The following is a 17,461-nucleotide window of genomic DNA, read 5'->3' on the forward strand; positions in this document are numbered from 1 at the left end:
ACGATTCCTACGATAAGGAGGTGTCAGCATGAAACTTCACGAGTTAAAACCTGCAGAAGGTTCCAAAAAAGAGCGCAATCGTGTAGGTCGTGGTGCTGCTACTGGTAATGGAAAAACAGCTGGACGTGGAACAAAAGGTCAAAAAGCTCGTTCCGGCGGTGGAGTACGTCCAGGTTTTGAAGGTGGCCAAAACCCTATCTACAAGCGTCTGCCTAAACGTGGTTTCACAAATCCAACCCGTAAAGAGTTTGCGATTGTTAATGTTGAAACGCTCAACCGTTTTGATGCAGGGACAGAAGTTACTCCAGAACTTCTATTGAAAGAAGGTGTCATCAGTAAATCAAAAGATGGCATAAAAGTTCTGGGTAATGGGAACTTGGAAAAAGAGCTTCACGTGAAAGCTGATAAGTTCTCTGCTTCTGCGGTAAAAGCGATTGAAGCGGCCGGCGGAAAAACCGAGGTGATCTAATGTTCCGCGCGATTTCAAATATCTTTCGCGTGAGTGATTTGAGAAGGAAGATTTTCTTCACTCTCGCTATGTTAGTTGTTTTTCGAATCGGCAGCTTCATTCCGGTTCCCGGATCGAACAATGACGTATTGAATTTCGCTGATCAAGCGAATGCTTTTGGCTTTTTAAACACGTTTGGCGGCGGCGCTCTCTCGCAATTTTCCATATTTGCTATGGGCGTCATGCCATACATTACTGCTTCCATTGTTGTACAGCTTTTAAGAATGGACGTTGTACCGAAATTCACAGAATGGGCTAAACAAGGGGAAGCAGGACGCCGGAAGCTAGCACAATTTACTCGGTATTTCACTGTAGTCCTTGCTTTTATTCAAGGCTTAGGGATGTCTATCGGATTTAACAACCTCTTTCCAGGTTTGATTCCTGATCCAAGCATCCCAAAATACATTTTTATTGCATTGGTAATGACCGCTGGTACTGCATTTTTAATGTGGCTTGGTGAACAAATTACTGCAAATGGAGTAGGTAACGGGATATCTATTCTTATCTTTGCAGGTATTGCAGCGGGCATACCGAACGGAATTAACCAGATTTATGCTACTCAGATACAAGATGCTGATCAATTGTTTATGGGCATTGTCACGGTATTAATATTGGCAATTGCCGTGTTAGCTATTATTGTCGGGGTCATCTATGTACAGCAAGCACTGAGAAAGGTTCCGATTCAATATGCAAAACGATTGGTTGGGCGCAGTCCAGCAGGTGGACAGTCCACGCATCTGCCATTAAAAGTAAACTCTGCTGGGGTAATTCCGGTCATTTTTGCGTTATCTCTGTTTATATTCCCTCCAACTATTGCAGGGTTTATAGGAGAAGATAATCCTGCAGCACGCTGGGTCATTCAAAACTTTGATTACACGCAGCCTGTTGGAATGATTATCTACGCAGGATTGATTATTGGGTTTACGTATTTTTACACATTTGTGCAAGTGAACCCGGAGCAAATGGCAGAAAATCTGAAAAAACAGGGCGGGTATATTCCCGGAATACGACCTGGTAAGACAACGGAAACTTATATTCGTAGAATTTTGTACCGCTTAACGTTTGTTGGTGCATTATTCCTTGCTGTTGTCTCAATCATCCCTGTTTTTTTCACAATACAAATGGGACTTCCTCAAACCATTCAGATTGGCGGTACTGGCTTACTGATTGTCGTCGGTGTTGCACTTGATACCATGAAGCAGATTGAAAGCCAGTTAATTCAACGTAGTTACAAAGGTTTCATCAAATAGATAGATTGAGGGGGAGGGGTGAGTACGTTCGCCTTGCCCCTGGCTGAAATCGGAGCGATGGAGGAGATATCATGAATTTGATATTAATGGGGCTTCCTGGTGCTGGTAAAGGCACACAAGCCGAAAGAATTGTAGAGAAGTATGAGATTCCGCATATTTCTACTGGTGACATGTTCCGCGCTGCCATCAAAGAAGAAACACCTCTAGGAAAAGAAGCAAAATCCTACATGGATGCTGGTGAACTGGTTCCAGATGAGGTCACAATAGGTATTGTCAAGGAAAGACTTGGCAAGGATGATTGTGAAAAAGGCTTTCTTTTAGATGGGTTTCCGCGTACGGTTGCACAGGCAGAAGCACTTGAAGACATTCTTTCTTCTTTTAATAAAAGTTTGGATTACGTTTTAAACATTGATGTTCCTAGAGAGGATCTTGAAGAACGGCTCACGGGCCGTCGTGTTTCTCCAACATCAGGTAGAACGTACCACGTGAAATACAATCCCCCAAAAGTTGAAGGAATCTGCGACGAAGATGGTAGTGAACTAGTACAACGTGACGATGACAAGCCTGAAACAGTAAGAAAACGATTAGATGTTAACATTGAGCAGCAGCAGCCTTTAATTGATTTCTATCAAGAAAAAGGTTACCTTCGGAACATTGACGGAGGACAAGATATTAACAAAGTTTTTCAAGACATTGATGAACTGCTGAAAGGACTTCATGCATGATTATTTGTAAAACGGACCGTGAACTCGATATAATGCGGGAAGCAGGTAAAATTGTTGCGCTAACGCATCAAGAACTGCAAAAGCACATCGAGCCAGGTATCAGTACGAAAGAGCTGGATACAATTGCGGATAACTTTATCCGTCAGCACGGGGCTATACCATCATTTAAAGGCTATGGTGGATTTACTGGCAGTGTTTGTGCTTCAGTGAATGAAGAGTTGGTACATGGCATTCCGGGCGACCGGGTTTTAAAAGAGGGCGACATTATATCACTTGATGTCGGGGCCAAGTACAATGGTTATCACGGTGATTCTGCCTGGACCTATCCTGTTGGAAATATTTCCGAAGAAGATGAGCGTTTGCTAGAGGTAACGGAACAATCCCTTTATGCTGGATTAAAGGAAGCTAAGCCGAAAGAACGTTTATCAAACATCTCGCATGCTATACAATCATATGTAGAACCAAAAGGGTTCTCGATTGTAAGAGAGTATGTGGGACACGGTGTAGGACAGGAGCTGCATGAGGATCCGCAAATTCCACATTTTGGCCCTCCAGGCAAGGGTCCGCGTTTAAAACCGGGTATGGTCTTAGCTGTTGAGCCAATGGTTAATGCTGGAGAGAGGTATGTGCATACACTCTCAGATAATTGGACAGTGGTCACAACGGATGGCAAAAACTGTGCTCACTTTGAGCATACGATTGCTATAACTAGTACGGGCTATGAGATTTTAACGAAAGCCTGAAGCATAAGGTGATGACTGGATGAAAGAGTCTGAATCGCAGCCTGAAGTCGGCCAGATTGTCTTAACGAAGAAAGGCAGAGACGCTGGCAGCTTTGCGGTTGTTATTGGCATAATCGATGAACGGTTTATATTAATTGCGGATGGGAACAAACGAAAGTTTGACCGAGCAAAGAAGAAAAATATAAACCATGTTATAATGTATCCGCATCTCTCCAAAGAGGTTAAGCGAAGCATGGAAGAAACCGGACGTGTTACCAATGCAAAATTACGGTATGCTCTGCAAGATTTTTATAGAGAGCAGCCGGAAATACTGAAGGAAGGAGAGTAAATTCATGGCCAAAGATGATGTTATCGAAATGGAAGGCACAGTTATTGAGCCGCTTCCAAACGCCATGTTTCGAGTGGAGCTTGAAAACGGGCATAAAATTCTGGCTCACGTATCAGGTAAGATTCGTATGCACTTCATTCGAATTCTTCCTGGAGACAAGGTAACTGTGGAAATTTCCCCATACGATTTGTCCCGCGGACGGATAACGTATCGCTATAAATAATGCTTTATTCGAAACATTAAAGTGAGTCCGAACTACGTTTACTCTCGCATGTACTCCGCGCAGTTAAGGAGGTAAATGGACATGAAGGTAAGACCATCTGTCAAACCTATCTGTGAAAAATGCAAAGTCATTCGCCGTAAAGGTACGGTAATGGTTATTTGTTCAAACCCAAAGCATAAGCAAAAACAAGGATAATAAAAAAGGAGGTGTCGCTCACATGGCACGTATTGCAGGTATTGATATTCCTCGTGATAAACGAATTTCTATTGCCCTTACGTATGTGTATGGTATCGGGAAATCCCTTGCTCTTGACATCGTAAAAGAAGCTGGGGTAAGCGAAGAAACTCGCGTTCGTGATTTAACGGAAGAAGAATTAGCACAAATTCGTACTGTGGTAGAGAATTACACGGTAGAAGGTGACCTTCGTCGTGAAAAATCTTTAAACATCAAACGTTTGATTGAAATTGGAAGCTACCGAGGTATTCGTCACCGTCGTGGACTGCCAGCACGAGGACAACACACGAAAAACAATTCTCGTACAAGAAAAGGACCTCGTCGTACAGTAGCAAACAAGAAAAAATAATTGAGCAAAGGAGGTAAGTTACCATGGCAAAAGCAAAGACAAACACACGCAAACGTCGTCAACGCAAGAATATAGAGTCTGGTATTGCGCATATCCGCTCTACATTTAACAACACAATCGTAACAATTACCGATACACAAGGAAATGCGCTTTCTTGGGCAAGTGCTGGTGCACTTGGTTTTAAAGGCTCTCGTAAGTCTACTCCATTTGCAGCACAAATGGCAGCTGAAACAGCAACAAAAGCAGCAATGGAACACGGCTTGAAAACAGTTGAAGTTGCTGTGAAAGGTCCAGGTGCAGGTCGTGAAGCAGCTATTCGTTCGTTACAAGCTACAGGGCTTGACGTTAGTGTTATCCGCGATGTAACTCCGGTACCTCACAATGGCTGCCGCCCGCCGAAACGTCGCAGAGTTTAACCCGCAGAAGTATAGTTTTTCCTGAAGTGTCAATAATGGGTAAGGCTAAGCATAGGACGGATCCCCTTACGCATTGTTGACGAGTAAGGCTGTTATCGTGATCGGGACTGCCTAATGCAAAATTCCGGATAGACGGGGAAAACCTTCTGCCGGAGTTTGGACGTTTTGAAGGAGGGTATTGTAAAGAATGATCGAAATCGAAAAGCCTAATATCGAAACGATTGAAGTAAGCGAGGATGCCAAGTATGGCAAATTTGTTGTAGAACCGCTAGAACGCGGCTACGGCACAACACTAGGAAATTCCTTGCGTCGTATCCTTTTATCCTCCCTTCCAGGAGCTGCTGTCACGACGGTTCAAATCGACGGAGTGCTTCATGAATTTTCAACCATTGAAGGGGTTGTCGAGGATGTCACTACGATCGTTTTGAATTTAAAAAAGCTTGCCCTGAAAATTTACTCCGATGAAGAAAAAGTGCTTGAAATTGATGCACAAGGCAAAGGCGTTGTTACGGCAAGAGACATCACGCACGATAGCGACGTGGAAATTCTTAATCCGGATTTACACATTGCCACGCTAACAGATGGTGCTAATTTTCATATGCGCTTGACAGCACAACGCGGCCGCGGTTATGTTCCTGCAGAGGGTAATAATAGTGAGGATCTCCCTATCGGTGTTCTTCCTATTGATTCAATTTATACCCCTGTTGCTCGTGTGAATTATCAAGTAGAAAATACTCGGGTTGGTCAAATTACGAACTACGATAAGTTAACACTTGATGTATGGACTGATGGCAGCATTCGTCCCGAAGAAGCCGTGTCGCTGGGTGCTAAAATTATGAACGAACACTTAAATATATTCATTGGTCTTACCGATCAAGCACAAAATGCTGAAATTATGGTCGAAAAAGAAGAAGACCAAAAAGAAAAAGTGCTTGAAATGACGATTGAAGAACTCGATTTATCTGTTCGGTCATATAACTGCTTGAAGCGTGCCGGCATTAATACAGTGCAGGAACTAACGCAAAAATCGGAAGAAGATATGATGAAAGTGCGAAACCTTGGACGCAAGTCTCTTGAAGAAGTTCAAGAGAAGCTGAGCGAACTAGGTCTTGGCTTGCGTAAGGAAGAGTAAGGCAACAAAGAAAGTAATAACGGTTTTGGTAAAAGGAGGGGAAACAGATATGTCTGCATATGCAAAGCTTGGACGTGATAGTTCTGCACGCAAAGCACTTTTTCGTGACCTTGCGACAGATCTCATTATCAATGAACGTATTGAAACTACGCATGCAAAAGCAAAAGAACTACGCCCAATCGTAGAGAAAATGGTGACACTTGGTAAGCGCGGCGATTTACATGCTCGTCGTCAAGCTGCTCAATTTGTGCGTAAAGAGATTGCTGATGAGGAAACAGGTAAAGATGCCGTTCAAAAACTATTTGACGACATCGCTCCTCGTTACGAAGAACGCCAAGGAGGTTACACTCGTGTGTTAAAAGTGGGACCTCGCCGCGGTGATTCTGCTGAATTGGCGATCATTGAGTTTGTTTAAGGCTTCCCTCTGCTTGATTAGATGTGTTTGATATCTAGTAATGGGGCCGTGATTTGACAACACGTGAAGTGTTTGTCTATACAAAACCACCTATACAAAATATCCGTAAGGGCAAGACTGGACCTATCTATATAGGTTACGACGTCTATGCCCTTTTTTTATACACGTTTGTTTTAGACTATAAGGAACATGTTTATTGTTATAACATCAAATAATGTCAAAAGAGGCAGGTAAATATATAACAGCACCGACACAAACCAGCATTTCTTTTTCAATTTGTTATAGTGGTTTGGTGCAAAAGGCAATTGAGGTATTTTCGTCAACCTATTATAATTGTGGTGTTAACATTTTATAAGGAAATGCAGGGAAGATAGAGGTGGCATACATGCTTGCGGCGCAGTTTAACGAGGTTTGGTTTCAATATGAGCCAAGTGGCCCTTGGATTTTAAAAAATATTCGCTCGTCTGTAGAAAAAGGAGAATGGATTACCATTCTAGGTCCAAATGGTTCTGGAAAATCGACGCTTTCTCGTTTGTGCAATGGATTATTTATCCCGACAAAAGGTGATGTGCTCATTGAAGAGTTATCGACAAAAGAGCAACAAAATATAGCAGAAGTTAGAAAGCGTGCAGGCATGGTTTTTCAAAACCCTGATCACCAATTTGTTGCTCCTACCGTTCGAGATGATATAGCGTTTGGGATGGAAAATATCGGCGTGCCTCGAGAAGAAATGGTGGCAAGAATTGAAGCAGTGGCAAGACAAGTTGGAATACAAACATTGCTTGATGTGGAGCCGCATCGTTTGTCAGGCGGCCAAAAACAGCGAGTAGCTATTGCTGGCATTCTTGCTCTTCAACCTAACATGATGATTCTCGATGAAGTGACATCCATGCTTGACCCGAAAGGAAAAAGGGAAGTCATGGCGACGATAGAGCAGCTTCACAGAAAGAATGGTGTAACAGTTATATCGGTGACACATCATTTACAAGAAGCATTGTTGTCTGATCGTATATGGTATATGGAGGCAGGAGAGATAGCCTTAGACATTCCGACATCAGAAATAATGAACTACGTGGACTGGTTCAGTGACAAAGGTATTCCACTTCCGTATGCAATATCTTTATGGCAAGAATTACGTGATAATGATGATGTAATACCTACTTTGAATTGTTTTATTAGGGAGAATATGACGTATGAAGATCACGTTTGATAACGTCCATCACATTTACATGGAGAAAACACCATTTGAAACAACGGCTTTAAAAGATATTACGGTAACGCTTCCCGAAGGAACGTGTTCAGCTGTAATAGGCAGAACCGGTTCTGGAAAGTCAACGCTCGTGCAGCATATCAATGGTCTGTTAAAACCGACAAGTGGAAAGGTAATGGTTGGAGATCAAATTATTCATGCCAAAACAAAGCGTAAACAGTTGAAGCTGCTGCGCAGACAGGTCGGTATGGTGTTTCAATATCCTGAACATCAATTGTTTGAGGACACCGTAGAAAAAGATTTATTATTCGGTCCTAAAAATATTGGTTTAAATACAACAAAAATAAAGAAAAAACTTCCTGAGCTTCTTGAGTTAGTTGGTTTAGAGCCGTCATTATTAGAGCGTTCGCCATTTGATCTGAGTGGAGGGCAAATGCGAAGAGTAGCTATTGCCAGTGTCTTGGCGATGGAGCCAAATGTTCTTATATTAGATGAACCAACAGCAGGCCTTGATCCGAAAGGCCAGGAAGATATTTTAACGCTGCTGAAGGATTGGCAAGAAAAATACCAGATAACCATGATAATTATTACACATCAAATGGAAGAAGCTTCACGGCTGGCTGAAAAGCTGATTGTCATGGATAACGGCCAGATAGCGATGGAGGGCCGGCCAGAGGATATTTATGCCCAAAATCAAATGCTGCAACAGTTAGATCTTGATGTTCCAGAAAGAGTGAAAGTATTAAAATATCTAGAAGAATCATTAGGCATTCGCTTTTCAAAATGGTCTCTTACACCTAAAGAAGCTGCGAGTGAATTGAACATGTGGATGAAAAAGGAGAAGAACCATGTTTGAGCATGTTGTTATTGGCCAGTATCTTCCTGGACGTTCATATTTACATAAAATGGATGCCCGCTCTAAACTAGCATCGGTTTTCTTGCTGATTATTATTGTTTTTATGACAAACACATGGGCTGGCTATGGGCTGCTGTGGGCAGGAGCAGTATTGGTTTATTTGTTGTCAGGAGTATCGTTTAGGTATATTCGAAAAGGCATGTTTCCCATTTTTCTTTTAATTATTTTTACGTTTATTCTTCATGCGCTTTTTACACAAGAAGGTGATGTGCTCGTCTCTGTTGGTGTGTTCACTCTTTATGAAGGTGGAGTTGAACAAGGCTTATTTATCGCGTTTCGTTTGTTACTGCTTGTCTTTTTTACGTCTTTATTAACCTTAACAACAAGCCCTATTGATTTAACAGACGCATTAGAGCAGATCTTTACGCCATTGAAACGCTTTGGTGTACCCGCACATGAAATTGCCTTAATGATGTCGATTGCCATTCGTTTTATTCCTACATTGCTGCAAGAGACAGAGAAAATTATTAAAGCGCAATCAGCAAGAGGAGCAGATTTTAGCAAAGGAACGTGGAAAGAACGTTCGCAAGCCTTTGTTGCATTGCTGGTGCCATTATTTGTCCGTGCGTTTAAACGGGCAGAAGATCTCGCATTTGCTATGGAAGCACGCGGCTATAATGGCGGCGAGGGTCGTACAAAGTTGAGGAAGTTGACTTGGACATTGCGGGATAGTGCAGCTTGTGCAGCCGTTGTAATATTTGGCATATGTCTGTTTTTCTTCAGGAGCTAAGAGGTGATATATCGTGCAGCGAGTAAAAGCAATTGTCAGTTATGACGGTACCTTGTTTTCAGGATGGCAAAAACAACCGAATAAACGAACGGTACAAACGGAGCTTGAGAAGGCTTTACGCTCCATTCATAAAGGAGAAGATGTCCGTGTGACAGCTTCCGGAAGAACAGACGCTTCTGTGCATGCAATTGCCCAAACCGTTCACTTTGACACACCACTTGCTATACCAGAAGACAAGTGGCCAAAGGCAATCAACAGCAAGCTTCCAGACGATGTTCAAGTGAAAAGGGCTGTATATGCACATGCTGACTTTCATGCTCGTTTTGATGCAGTTGAAAAGGAATACCACTACCGTGTGCTGACTAGCCGGACGAAAGATATTTTTCGCAGAAATTATGTGTTTTTTTATCCTTATCCAATTGATGTGAAAAAAATGAAGGAAGCAGCAGCATATTTAAAAGGCACGCATAATTTTTCTTCTTTCTGTGCATCAGGTACAGACGTTGTTGATATGGTGCGTACAATTTATAGAGCTGAAATCATGGAAAAAAACGATGAACTGCACTTTATTTTTCGTGGGAACGGCTTTTTATATAATATGGTTCGTATTATGGTCGGTACGTTGTTAGAAGTAGGGAAAGGCAGACGGGAAGCAGAGGACATGTCTGCTATTATTGCTGCCAAAAAGCGAAGTGCTGCTGGGAAAACTGCACCTGGGCACGGTTTGTATTTGTGGGAAGTATGTTATGAAGAGGACAAAAAACAACGACACCAGGTGTAGCAAGTCATTGACATTTACCTTGCAATGTTATATGATGTTATTTGGCATTTCACGTCCCACAGCCCCGGGAGCGGAAATGATGAACGTAATGACATGTGATATATAAATGAAACGAGGAAAGATTTAGGAGGGACAATGATGCGTACGACATACATGGCTAAGCCAAGCGAAATAGAACGTAAATGGTACGTTATTGACGCAGAAGGCCAAACACTGGGTCGTTTGTCCAGTGAAGTAGCAGCTATCCTTCGCGGCAAAAACAAGCCTCAATATACACCGCATATTGATACAGGAGATCACGTAATTATCGTTAATGCTGAAAAAGTTCAGCTGACAGGTAACAAATTGCGTGACAAAATGTATTACAGTCACAGCCAATATCCTGGCGGATTGAAAGAAACTCGCGCTTCTGAAATGCGCGCAAAGAAACCGGAAAGAATGCTTGAACTTTCAGTAAAAGGCATGCTTCCTAAAGGTCCTCTTGGACGTAAACAAGCGAAAAAGCTTCACGTATATGCTGGACCAGAGCACAATCATCAAGCACAACAGCCAGAGAAGTACGAGCTTCGCGGCTAATTTAAAAGGGAGGGTATTATTTTGGCACAAGTACAATACTACGGTACTGGACGTCGTAAGAACTCTGTTGCCCGTGTATATGTTGTCCCTGGCGACGGCAGTATCACGATCAACAACCGTGACATTGACGAATACTTTGATCTGGAAACGCTCAAACTCGTTGTAAAACAGCCACTTTCTGAAACTGGTACAGAAGGTCAATATGATCTGAAAATCAACGTAAACGGTGGCGGGTTCACAGGCCAAGCGGGTGCTATCCGTCATGGAGTAGCTCGTGCACTTCTTGAAGTGGATCCTGACTTCCGTAAATCACTAAAAGATGCTGGTTACCTAACTCGTGACGCTCGTATGAAAGAGCGTAAGAAGTATGGTCTCAAAGCAGCTCGTCGTGCACCGCAATTTTCAAAGCGTTAATATCGATGGGATATATACCCCTTTGTTTCTTTATCCAAAGAAGCAAAGGGGTTTTTTATTTCACTTTAGGATAAATCGTAATTTTATTATAGGATGAAAGCATAAGAAAAATCGCGGATTCCGCCATAAGGATTCGGCCGACAGCTGAATTTTTTTATGCATAAATAGGAAAGGAGCATGTATCAGCATAAGGAATCGCATATGGAAAGAATCCATATATGTGAAGCGGTGCTGCCAACTGCCCCTTAGCTGTTCAGGGCGCTTGCGCTTTTCTAATTATAATATGCAGATATGGGTTGTATCATGCTCTGCCTGTAATGGTAAACACCAACTCGTATGTCTGCACCCCTTGCGAGCATACTAACGCGTGAGGGGGGAAACTTGATGGGGATAGTCGTTTCACTAGAGCCGCATCGTGTGAAGAAGGAGTGGCAAGAAGAGAAAAAACTGCTCCAATATCTTCGGGTAGAGGAAATACAAGTGACAGCAGAAAAAATGTTTGTACCAGTATTCAGCCAGTTTCACTTTCCGTATTCTTTTCTAGAAGAGGCCTGTTTGGACATGGCGCTGGAAGCCTTTTTATCAGGCGGAAAATTTAGCAGGTATGTAGAAAACGGCGAGTTGGAATTTCGTTTTAAAATGCAAGCTGTGTTAGCTATTAATAAAATTACAACGGAACTGCATGATTTTATGAGCGGCTGGGTAGAAGAACCAGCAGCTAAACGTTCTGATTTAAAAGACATTGTTGAAGTTTTTATTACGTATTGGTGGAAAAGAGGTCTCCAAGCTGGTACGCAAAGAAGCTTGCTTCGTTTGTAACGAAGAATATTTCGCCCGCTCTTTCATATAAATGAAACAAGCTAACGAATGAAAAGGAGCGGGCGGGATGAAAAAATGGCTTGGTATTGCCATTCTATGCATAGTATTAGGAGTGACTCTTGTATTTATACAACAGCGCTTTACTGCCATGGATTCTATGACGAATTGGCATGTTCCGCTTTCTGGGAAAGTGATTATTTTAGATCCGGGCCACGGCGGTGTAGATGGCGGTTCATCCAGTAAGGATGGTGTATTAGAAAAAGAGGTGGCATTAGAGGTTGCGTTAATGCTTCGCGAATACTTACAAGAAGCAGGTGCACTTGTATTTATGACAAGAGAGGGCGATTATGATTTAGCACGAGAAGACCTAAAAGGATATAGCAATCGGAAACGGGAAGATTTAAATAAGCGAGCAGAAATCGTTAATGAAAGCGGCGGAGATATGTTTGTCAGCATTCATTTAAACGCGGTTCCTTCTTCGCGGTGGAACGGTGCCCAAACGTTTTATCATCCCAGGGTGCCTGACAACCACATGTTAGCGTATTTTATACAAGATGAGATGATGAATAATTTAGAAAACTCCAGCAGAACCATTAAATCGATTGAAGAGTTATTTATCTTAAGGCGGGCGCACATACCAGGTGTATTGGTCGAAGCAGGTTTTTTGTCCAATCCCAGTGATGCTTCCTATTTAAAAACAGAAGAGTATCAAAATAAAGTGGCTGTATCGATTTACAGAGGGATTTTGCGTTATTATTCTGGTGAAGAAATCGAGGAGTCCTGACAAATTATATTTGTAAACGTTTGAAACAGGGGGAGGGAAAAAGGTATGCTATACTTAGAAGTAAATTAACCTGAGCCAATGAAGGATGGTGTAAGTGTTGCTAACTGAAGAAAATATTGTCCAAGCATTACAAGATATACAAGATCCTGATCTCAACAAAAGCATCGTAGATACTGGCGGCGTTCGGGAAGTGAAAATAAAGGGTGATAACGTCAGCCTGAAGATTGCCTTGGCGAAGACAGGAACACCAGAGCAAATGCAATTGCAGCAGCAAATCGTACAAACTGTTAAGGAAACGGGAGCTGAATCAGTTGGATTACGGTTTGATACACTAAGCGAAGAAGAAGTGAAAAAGCACGGTGGTGCGGCAGCTGCCAAAGAGGAAAAGCCGTCGCTGCTGTCGGAAGATAATAAAACCGAGTTTATTGCGGTTACCAGTGGTAAAGGCGGTGTCGGCAAATCGACAGTCTCTGTTAATTTGGCTACAGCCATGGCACGAGCTGGAAAAAAAGTCGGTATTATAGATGCTGATATTTATGGGTTTAGTGTGCCTGATATGATGGGGATTGATCAGCGGCCTACGGTACAAGGAGAAACGATTTACCCAGTGGAACGTTTTGGCGTAAAAGTTATATCCATGGGATTTTTCGTTGAAGATAACGCTCCGGTCATTTGGAGAGGACCGATGCTTGGTAAAATGCTAAACAACTTTTTTAATGAAGTAGAATGGGGAGAGCTTGATTACTTAATTCTTGACTTGCCGCCTGGAACAGGGGATGTGGCGCTTGATATTCATACAATGCTCCCAGAATGTAAGGAGCTAATTGTAAGTACTCCTCATGCTACCGCTGCATTTGTAGCTGCCCGTGCTGGAGCAATGGCTATCAAAACGAACCATGAGATTTTAGGCGTTATTGAAAACATGGCGTACTTTGAAAGCAAAATCACTGGTGAAAAAGAATACGTGTTTGGTCAAGGCGGAGGAGAACGCCTGACAGAAGAATTAAAAACGGAACTTCTTGGCCAAATTCCGTTAGGACAACCTGATGTGGATGAAGAGGTTTTTGCACCGTCTGTATATGACAAGGAGCATCCGATCGGGGCTATTTATGCAGATATTGCAGAACGAGTTATTGACAAGATCGGTAAATAATACAAGAGGCTGGGACAAAACCCAGTAAATGAAGAACGCCCTCACTTATTGTGAGGGTTTTCTGCGTCAAAGGGTGGATGGCACAAAGATACATTCACTTGCCGCGGGCAAGGCTTCAGCTAACCGACGGAAGATTACCGTCGGTGGATCTTCAGAGCTCTGGCTTCGGCGCACAGGACGCCCCGCAGGCGTCTCATGATTTTTGACCATCCATGCATTCAACAATCGTGGTCTTGATTTTTCCACAAAAAAGGATACCTTCTGATTAAGTTAAAGCGGCCAAACCATAACAAAACCGGAGGTATCCTTATGTTTAAAGATTATAACAAGAATCAGGTTGTTTTGCTGTTGGATTTATCACATACCTTACAAGACAATGATATCGCTTTTTCGGTAAACGATCTATCATTTTTGATCATCGGAAGCGTTTTTTACTTTTCAGAGACCGTTATGTCCCAGCCTCTTTTATCAACTTCCGCCACCTTCACCGCTTCCGCCGGATTCACCACCGCCTCCATCTTGGCTTTGGCCGCCGCCTTGTTCTTTACCGCCGCTGTCTTCCTTGCTCATCTGTTTTTCGGCTACTTTTTCTAGAATTTCACTGACTTTTGCTTTAAAGTGCGGACTTTCAAAAGACTCCGTCATAATATTCATTACTTGCTGTCGGTATTCTTTCCCTTTTAACAACTCCAATGTTGTTTTTTCCATTTCAGGATCTTTCAAGACATCCATTAACATTGATTGATATTCTGGATCTTTCATAAGTCCTTTAATCAGCTTTTCATTTTCCTGTTGCATGCTGTCTGCGAGCGCTTTTGAAAACTCAGGGTCTTTCATCATCTCTTGCCAGAATTGTTTGCCTTTATCAGAAGTCATTGTCGATTCGATGGATTTTTTAACGGTTTCTTGATCCATCACAATGTTTTGTTTCATTTCTTCATCACTCAATATTTCACGAATGGCATTTTTTCCATCATCGGTTTTTAATAAATCAACAAGCATTTTTTTGGTTTCTTCGTAGTCAGAATCTCCTCCACCTTGCTGCTCTGCTTGCGCAGCACATCCAAGCATCAAGGAAAAGCAAAAACTTATAACGAATACCGTTTTTATATAACGCACCACGATGCGCTCCTTTCGTTTTAGCACTAGCGAAAAAACAATCGTAAAAATAACAGAGGCTCTGCTTATAATATGAGTGCTGTGTGAAAAAATTATGCACAACCTTGGCAGCGTGTAGCTTTTTTGTCATGACATTGGTAAAATCATAACGGTAGACAATATAGAAGATATCGAGGAGAGCGATTTTTTTGAATACCCGAAAGCTTGTATACTTATTTTTCTCTACGTTGCTGATCGGAGCATCAAGTGGAGTAATTGTAGGCGTTTTGTTAGATCTGGATACATACTTTGACGGCGGTTTTCTGAACTTCTTTTTTGGCGTGTTATGGATGTTTGGTATATCAGCAGCCATTAGTCTGGTTGCACAAATGGGCTATTTTGCTTATTTGACACTGCATCGGTTTGCACTTGGTGTGTTTAAATCCGTTAAGCTGTGGAATAGAATTCAAGTCGTTCTCATATTATTTGTTTTGTTTGATTTAATATATTTGCGTTACTATGCATTTGCCTCAGAAGAAGAAACACTGGCAGGGTATGCGATTATGCCGGTTTTACTATTCATGTACTGTATCCTGGTTGCTTATTGGAAAAGAAAGGAAACGAATAGAGGGGCATTTATTCCGGCCCTGTTTTTTATGTTTGTCGTAACTACCATTGAATGGGTGCCAGCTCTGACGGTTGATATTGTTAATGATACAAAGTGGCTATGGATTTATGTAACACCATTGCTGACAGCTAATACGTGGCAGTTATTAATTTTGCATCGGTTAACCGGCGTTCCAAATGAAAAACAAAGCAAATCCCACAGCAAATGATGCTGTGGGATTTAGTGTTCTAAATATAAAAGTTGGCGTTTTTTTATGTCCGGCCTCAAGCTCACAGTCGCTCAGGCACACACGACGTGGGTCGGTTCAGCGTTGCCGCAGGATGTGGTGACATCAACACAGAAGTACCTTACAGACATTCCTTCACCGCAGCCGAACCTCTTTTTTTAAGGCGCTTGCGCTTTTCTTTGTGTGCTATCGAACTTCTTCCATGTTTGTTTCTGCCTGCGAAATGAGCTCTTCGATATCAACAAAGGAATAATTAGCTCCACGGATGTTATCAATAATAATCGGCAATGCTTCGCTCGTTTGTTTAGCAGAATCGGATGCATGAAGTAAAATAACATCTCCTGGTTTCACTTCATCGGTAATGTTTTGGACAATCGTGTCCACTCCTGGGTTTTCCCAGTCGTTCCCGCCAACACTCCAATGAACAACCGAGTAGCCAAAGTTGTCAATGATTTTTAAAACATCCTCATTAATATCACCATGCGGCGGACGGAAATATTTGACGTCTTGTTCGGTAACATCTTTTATTTTTTTGTGGCTCAAGTTTAAGTCACTAATAACTTCTTTTTCTTCTAGACGGGGGTAGTGTTCATACCGGTAACCATGATTACCAAGCGTGTGCCCATCCTCGAGCATTCGTTCCACGATTTCTGGATGCCTCTCAGCCCATGCACCTGAAATAAAAAACGCAGCGGTCACGTCTTTTTCCTTTAATATATCTAAAATGGGCAGTGCTTTGTCTTCTCCCCAGCTGATGTTAAAAGTTAAAGCGACCTTTTTTTCATCGATATCCGCCCGGTAAAAAGCTGCAGGACCCTCGCTTGTAGAGAAAACCGGCAAAAAAGAACTATTCATCATGAGACCACTTATAACAATAAAAATCCCCAGCAATAAAACAAAAGAAAGTTTTAGTGTTTTGCTACGAATAATCCACACTTTTTTAGGCACCGTATTCGACTCCCTCCGAAGAATCATCCTTGGCATAAACCTATGCTAAAAAGGACAAGATATGAATATAACATTTATTGGAAGAAAGGGTGGTGCGTGTGGTTGGTGTATTAATGAATGAAAAAGAGGCACAGGAAATGGAATACTTGCTGAAAAAAGAATTAGAAGAACTGATATGTGATATGGATGATGATGAAGTCGATCCGTTTGTAAAAAAAGCATTGGAAGAAAAGTACCAAATTATTTTGAACTTATTAAAACGATTCGTATCACCAAAGGAGAGTTTATATTACGTGAATAACAGAAGGAAGAGATAAAAAAGAAATTCATGAAAAAGTTAATAAAATGTGTTGACGCTGCTATGTGTGCGTGGTAAATTATTAATTGTGCTTTTGAGACAGCAAAATAACAATAACAAAAGCAGATTACAAATAAATTGATTTCATTTTCTTCTTGACTTAGTTCGGAAGGGATGATATTATATAAAAGTCGCCAATTAAGGCGGGATGAAAGTTGTCCTTTGAAAATTGAATGAAAGTCAAGCGTCTGTTAATTTCTTTATACAAGAAGCAACAGCCTGTATTAAACACTTTATGATGTATTTTTCATGGAGAGTTTGATCCTGGCTCAGGACGAACGCTGGCGGCGTGCCTAATACATGCAAGTCGAGCGCGGGAAGCAGTCTGATCCCTTCGGGGTGACGATTGTGGAACGAGCGGCGGACGGGTGAGTAACACGTGGGCAACCTGCCTTGCAGACTGGGATAACCTCGGGAAACCGGGGCTAATACCGGATAACCAATCTCATCGCATGGAGAGATTGTAAAAGTAGGGATTATCCTTACACTGCAAGATG

24 protein-coding genes and 1 rRNA gene are annotated in these 17,461 nt (G+C 42.0%); 23 read left to right on the top strand and 2 right to left on the bottom strand.

Annotation, left to right across the window (positions count from 1 at the left end; all coding sequences use genetic code 11):
* Positions 1–28 precede the first annotated feature (28 nt).
* From rplO to BLT18_RS13835, 20 genes are all read left to right on the top strand, one after another.
* The gene (gene rplO / locus BLT18_RS13740; RefSeq protein ID WP_091275202.1) at positions 29–469 is read left to right on the top strand and encodes a 50S ribosomal protein L15; all 441 of its coding nucleotides are present in this window, start codon (positions 29–31) and stop codon (positions 467–469) included.
* Entirely contained in the window at positions 469–1,758 is a 1,290-nt protein-coding gene (gene secY / locus BLT18_RS13745; RefSeq protein ID WP_091275203.1) for a preprotein translocase subunit SecY, read from the top strand. The genes rplO and secY overlap by 1 nt, the downstream gene beginning before the upstream one ends.
* A gap of 71 nt (positions 1,759–1,829) precedes the next feature.
* A complete protein-coding gene (locus BLT18_RS13750; RefSeq protein ID WP_091275206.1) occupies positions 1,830–2,483 on the top strand; it encodes an adenylate kinase in 654 nt (217 codons plus the stop codon).
* Complete coding sequence (gene map / locus BLT18_RS13755) at positions 2,480–3,226, top strand: type I methionyl aminopeptidase (protein WP_091275208.1); 747 nt, start codon at positions 2,480–2,482, stop codon at positions 3,224–3,226. The genes BLT18_RS13750 and map overlap by 4 nt, the downstream gene beginning before the upstream one ends.
* A gap of 19 nt (positions 3,227–3,245) precedes the next feature.
* Positions 3,246–3,554 carry a KOW domain-containing RNA-binding protein gene (locus tag BLT18_RS13760; RefSeq protein WP_091275210.1) on the top strand — a complete coding sequence of 103 codons (309 nt, stop codon included), beginning with the start codon at positions 3,246–3,248 and terminating at the stop codon, positions 3,552–3,554.
* A gap of 4 nt (positions 3,555–3,558) precedes the next feature.
* The gene (infA, locus tag BLT18_RS13765) at positions 3,559–3,777 is read left to right on the top strand and encodes a translation initiation factor IF-1 (RefSeq protein ID WP_026702375.1); all 219 of its coding nucleotides are present in this window, start codon (positions 3,559–3,561) and stop codon (positions 3,775–3,777) included.
* Positions 3,778–3,858: 81 nt separating this feature from the next.
* Complete coding sequence (rpmJ, locus tag BLT18_RS13770; RefSeq protein WP_026702374.1) at positions 3,859–3,972, top strand: 50S ribosomal protein L36; 114 nt, start codon at positions 3,859–3,861, stop codon at positions 3,970–3,972.
* 22 nt (positions 3,973–3,994) lie between these two features.
* The gene (gene rpsM / locus BLT18_RS13775) at positions 3,995–4,360 is read left to right on the top strand and encodes a 30S ribosomal protein S13 (protein WP_091275211.1); all 366 of its coding nucleotides are present in this window, start codon (positions 3,995–3,997) and stop codon (positions 4,358–4,360) included.
* A 23-nt stretch (positions 4,361–4,383) separates the two neighbouring features.
* Entirely contained in the window at positions 4,384–4,776 is a 393-nt protein-coding gene (rpsK, locus tag BLT18_RS13780; protein WP_091275214.1) for a 30S ribosomal protein S11, read from the top strand.
* Positions 4,777–4,963: 187 nt separating this feature from the next.
* Positions 4,964–5,908, top strand: a complete 945-nt coding sequence (locus BLT18_RS13785; protein ID WP_091275215.1) for a DNA-directed RNA polymerase subunit alpha — start codon at positions 4,964–4,966, stop codon at positions 5,906–5,908.
* Between the two features lie 49 nt (positions 5,909–5,957).
* Positions 5,958–6,323 (top strand): 50S ribosomal protein L17, encoded by a 366-nt coding sequence (rplQ, locus tag BLT18_RS13790; RefSeq protein ID WP_091275218.1) that lies wholly within the window; start codon positions 5,958–5,960, stop codon positions 6,321–6,323.
* A 385-nt stretch (positions 6,324–6,708) separates the two neighbouring features.
* Entirely contained in the window at positions 6,709–7,533 is an 825-nt protein-coding gene (locus BLT18_RS13795) for an energy-coupling factor transporter ATPase (protein WP_091275220.1), read from the top strand.
* Entirely contained in the window at positions 7,517–8,389 is an 873-nt protein-coding gene (locus tag BLT18_RS13800; protein ID WP_091275223.1) for an energy-coupling factor transporter ATPase, read from the top strand. The genes BLT18_RS13795 and BLT18_RS13800 overlap by 17 nt, the downstream gene beginning before the upstream one ends.
* A complete protein-coding gene (locus BLT18_RS13805) occupies positions 8,382–9,179 on the top strand; it encodes an energy-coupling factor transporter transmembrane component T family protein (RefSeq protein WP_091275225.1) in 798 nt (265 codons plus the stop codon). The genes BLT18_RS13800 and BLT18_RS13805 overlap by 8 nt, the downstream gene beginning before the upstream one ends.
* Before the next feature lie 10 nt (positions 9,180–9,189).
* Positions 9,190–9,960, top strand: coding sequence for a tRNA pseudouridine(38-40) synthase TruA (gene truA / locus BLT18_RS13810; RefSeq protein ID WP_217635748.1), 771 nt, complete (start codon positions 9,190–9,192; stop codon positions 9,958–9,960).
* A gap of 138 nt (positions 9,961–10,098) precedes the next feature.
* Positions 10,099–10,536, top strand: coding sequence for a 50S ribosomal protein L13 (gene rplM / locus BLT18_RS13815; RefSeq protein ID WP_091275229.1), 438 nt, complete (start codon positions 10,099–10,101; stop codon positions 10,534–10,536).
* Positions 10,537–10,557: 21 nt separating this feature from the next.
* Positions 10,558–10,950: a 30S ribosomal protein S9 gene (gene rpsI / locus BLT18_RS13820; protein WP_091275231.1), complete on the top strand. Its 393-nt coding sequence runs from the start codon at positions 10,558–10,560 to the stop codon at positions 10,948–10,950.
* Between the two features lie 384 nt (positions 10,951–11,334).
* Positions 11,335–11,769: a DUF2521 family protein gene (locus BLT18_RS13825; protein WP_091275235.1), complete on the top strand. Its 435-nt coding sequence runs from the start codon at positions 11,335–11,337 to the stop codon at positions 11,767–11,769.
* Positions 11,770–11,836: 67 nt separating this feature from the next.
* Positions 11,837–12,553: an N-acetylmuramoyl-L-alanine amidase CwlD gene (gene cwlD / locus BLT18_RS13830; protein ID WP_091275237.1), complete on the top strand. Its 717-nt coding sequence runs from the start codon at positions 11,837–11,839 to the stop codon at positions 12,551–12,553.
* A 97-nt stretch (positions 12,554–12,650) separates the two neighbouring features.
* Entirely contained in the window at positions 12,651–13,706 is a 1,056-nt protein-coding gene (locus tag BLT18_RS13835; protein WP_091275245.1) for an Mrp/NBP35 family ATP-binding protein, read from the top strand.
* Positions 13,707–14,174: 468 nt separating this feature from the next.
* Here the strand turns inward: BLT18_RS13835 and gerD are convergent, their stop codons facing one another.
* Entirely contained in the window at positions 14,175–14,825 is a 651-nt protein-coding gene (gene gerD, locus BLT18_RS13840) for a spore germination lipoprotein GerD (RefSeq protein WP_245705278.1), read from the bottom strand.
* A gap of 188 nt (positions 14,826–15,013) precedes the next feature.
* On the opposite strand from gerD, the gene BLT18_RS13845 reads away from it, so the two are divergent.
* On the top strand, positions 15,014–15,640 hold the full coding sequence (locus BLT18_RS13845; protein WP_091275240.1) for a KinB-signaling pathway activation protein: 627 nt from the start codon (positions 15,014–15,016) through the stop codon (positions 15,638–15,640).
* A gap of 204 nt (positions 15,641–15,844) precedes the next feature.
* Here the strand turns inward: BLT18_RS13845 and pdaB are convergent, their stop codons facing one another.
* Positions 15,845–16,606: a polysaccharide deacetylase family sporulation protein PdaB gene (pdaB, locus tag BLT18_RS13850; protein WP_175487517.1), complete on the bottom strand. Its 762-nt coding sequence runs from the start codon at positions 16,604–16,606 to the stop codon at positions 15,845–15,847.
* A 98-nt stretch (positions 16,607–16,704) separates the two neighbouring features.
* On the opposite strand from pdaB, the gene BLT18_RS13855 reads away from it, so the two are divergent.
* Both BLT18_RS13855 and BLT18_RS13860 read left to right on the top strand, forming a co-directional pair.
* Positions 16,705–16,923, top strand: a complete 219-nt coding sequence (locus tag BLT18_RS13855) for a hypothetical protein (protein WP_091275249.1) — start codon at positions 16,705–16,707, stop codon at positions 16,921–16,923.
* Positions 16,924–17,210: 287 nt separating this feature from the next.
* Positions 17,211–17,461, top strand: a 16S ribosomal RNA gene (locus tag BLT18_RS13860); the annotation flags it as partial.

The sequence above is a fragment of the Alteribacillus persepolensis genome (assembly GCF_900099605.1).
GTDB classification, from domain to species: domain Bacteria; phylum Bacillota; class Bacilli; order Bacillales; family Marinococcaceae; genus Alteribacillus; species Alteribacillus persepolensis.